This is a genomic window from Tardiphaga sp. (genome assembly GCF_041424195.1).
Taxonomy (GTDB): Bacteria; Pseudomonadota; Alphaproteobacteria; order Rhizobiales; family Xanthobacteraceae; genus Tardiphaga.
The window spans coordinates 1-2,554 of sequence record NZ_JBGMOE010000017.1 but is presented as its reverse complement, the minus strand read 5'-3'; the positions used below and the strand labels follow the sequence as shown (position 1 = coordinate 2,554).

Genomic DNA, 2,554 nt, shown 5'->3' with positions numbered 1-2,554 from the left:
AACATGCTGTTCAACATGTCGATCCGCGAGAACATCCGGCTCGGCAAGGAAGGCGCCACCGACGAAGAAGTTGAGCAAGCCGCGCGAAAGGCCGAGATTCATCGCTACATCATGAGCCTGCCGGACAAATATGACACTCAGGTCGGCGAGCGCGGCGATACGCTATCCGGCGGCCAGCGCCAGCGTCTTGCGATCGCGCGGGCCATTGTCCGCAATCCGTCGGTGCTCCTGCTGGACGAGGCGACATCCGCCCTCGACCAGACGACCGAGGCAGCGCTCAACAAGACGCTGTTCAAACTCGCCAAGGGGCGCACTTTGATTTCGTCGACCCACCGGCTGGCGGCCGTCGTGGATATGGACGAAATCATCGTCATCAATGGCGGCAGGATGATTGAGCGCGGCTCGCACAAGGAGCTGCTGGCGCTGAATGGCACTTATCGCCAGCTCTGGGACGACCAGCGGCACAGGTCATCTGCCAGCGACGATGATGATGACGAGGATGACGACGACGAGTGAGCGCCTGTGAAGATGCGCGAGGCGGTTATGCCTCCGCTCGCAGCAAGCCCGCTGCAAGTTGTCGGAAGGCCTCGACGGCTTTCTCAAGGACCGCGTGAGGGTCGTCAGCCGCAGCGATCCAGAGTGCGGCGTTCAGCGCTGCCCCGTTGATCAGACGCGCCGCCGCTTCGGCATCGACAGGCTTGACCGTTCCGTCGTCGATCAGCCGCTGGATCGCCTGCGTGGTGGTGCGCAGACAAGCCGTCTGGTTTGGCCATTGCGAGGGATCGCCGAGTACGGCGGGGCCGTCCAGCAGCATGATGCGCTGGATCTCCGGCTCGAGGGACATTTCGATATAGGCCACGCCTTCGTTGAGAAACCTGTCCCATGCGGTGTCAGCCTGACCATGGGCAGCGCGCATGCGCGCCAGCATCTCCGCGTCGATCTGGTCGATGACGGCCTGCAGCAAACCCTTCTTGTCGCCGAAGTTATGATAGAGCGCGCCGCGCGTCAGGCCGGCCTCGGCGGTCAGATCGTCCATGGACGCGGCCGCATAGCCTTTGGCGGCGAAAGCCGTCCGGGCGGCGCGGATGAGCCTGGCCCGGGTTTCCTCCACCATTTCCGCCCGCCGTCTCGCGACCATCGCCATCCCTTGCAAGGAGCATACGCACCGTATGCATATTGACATACGAAGCGTATGTTCGAGTATGCTCACATACGGGGCGTATATAATCTTTAAACAGGACTGACACCATGACCAAACGCGACGCGATTTTTCCGGCCGGCCGTCAGGCGCTCTATGAGATCAACCGCTATTCCGCGGCAATTCGCTCGGGCGACCTCTTGTTCGTCTCCGGCCAGGTCGGTAGCCGGGAAGACGGCTCGCCGGAACCGGTTTTCGAGAAACAGGTGCAGTTGGCCTTCGATAACCTCGCCGCAGTGCTGAAGGCTGCCGGCTGCACGTTCGATGACGTGGTTGACGTGACCACCTTCCACACCGACCCGGCCACGCAATTCGCGGCGGTCAACGCCGTTCGGACGGCCGTGATAGGCGAGGCGCCTTACCCGAACTGGACTGCGGTCGGGGTCAACTGGTTGGCGGGCTTCGATTTCGAGATCAAGGTCATTGCGCGCCTTCCGGCTTCGGCCTGACAGGTCCGCATGGCCGGCGAGGGCGGCTTCGCTCCATGACAAGCGGCCAGGTAACATTTGCTGCCGCGGCGATTCTCCGGAGTTGTCCCGATTCGGGACGGGATTCGGTTCGCGGGCGATGCGGGCCGGCGAGGGAGACGCAAAATCTTCGCAACCAAGACGATTCTCTTTCATCAAACTGCAACGAATCCGAGTCGCAGATTCTGTCGTGGATGACATGTCGGGCGTCGAAATCACGTATGTTCTGTCATCATCCACATGCTAGAAGATGCAGTGCGAGAAGCGTTTCTTTCATCGCGCTTTATTGTTGACTTGGGTATCCCCTGCGGATACAACCCGGCCATTCAACGACAGGCGGTGAGCTTCGCCAGTGTCGGAACGGACCACCCAATCGGCTTTTCGGAGTTGATCGGGCACCAACCTCGACCAAGAAGCTCAGACGCTGTCGCTATATCAAGGCAATGCCAAAACGACGTTTGTCTCCTGAGAGACTTCTCTCTTGAGATTAAGTTCGAATGCATGACCTCGGTGCAGATCTGAAGACGCAAGTCTGACGGTCATGATCGCGGTCCTCTGTGGCGTTAAGCGCTTTCCGTTCAGCGATGAATGGTTGGCGTGATTTCGTTTTGCGTGAAGCTTTTCATGTGATGCGAACCGTGGGGCAGGTTGCTCCGAGTGATTTTGAGGAAGCCGTTACGGCTTCGAGCGAACTAAAGGGTGAAGGCTGACATGCCGACGATCAACCAGCTGATCGCTACTCCGCGCGCAATTCAGAAGTCGCGCAAGAAGGTTCCTGCGCTGCAGCAGTCGCCGCAGAAGCGCGGCGTTTGCACGCGCGTCTACACGACGACTCCGAAGAAGCCGAACTCGGCGCTTCGTAAGGTCGCCAAGGTGCGCCTGACCAACG

General features: G+C 60.2%; 3 protein-coding genes and 1 pseudogene. 3 read left to right on the top strand and 1 reads right to left on the bottom strand.

All coding sequences use genetic code 11. From position 1 onward, the window contains the following. Positions 1-516, top strand: a 516-nt coding sequence (locus ACEK02_RS02540; RefSeq protein ID WP_371420236.1) for an ATP-binding cassette domain-containing protein, incomplete at its 5' end; no start/stop codon positions are given. 25 nt (positions 517-541) lie between these two features. Here the strand turns inward: ACEK02_RS02540 and ACEK02_RS02535 are convergent. Beyond that, the gene (locus ACEK02_RS02535) at positions 542-1,138 is read right to left on the bottom strand and encodes a TetR/AcrR family transcriptional regulator (RefSeq protein ID WP_371420235.1); all 597 of its coding nucleotides are present in this window, start codon (positions 1,136-1,138) and stop codon (positions 542-544) included. A 110-nt stretch (positions 1,139-1,248) separates the two neighbouring features. Here ACEK02_RS02535 and ACEK02_RS02530 point away from each other — a divergent pair, with 110 nt between their 5' ends. Both ACEK02_RS02530 and rpsL read left to right on the top strand, forming a co-directional pair. Continuing rightward, on the top strand, positions 1,249-1,647 hold the full coding sequence (locus ACEK02_RS02530; RefSeq protein WP_371420234.1) for a RidA family protein: 399 nt from the start codon (positions 1,249-1,251) through the stop codon (positions 1,645-1,647). Between the two features lie 729 nt (positions 1,648-2,376). Further along, positions 2,377-2,554 (top strand): annotated as a pseudogene (gene rpsL, locus ACEK02_RS02525) (30S ribosomal protein S12); the annotation flags it as partial.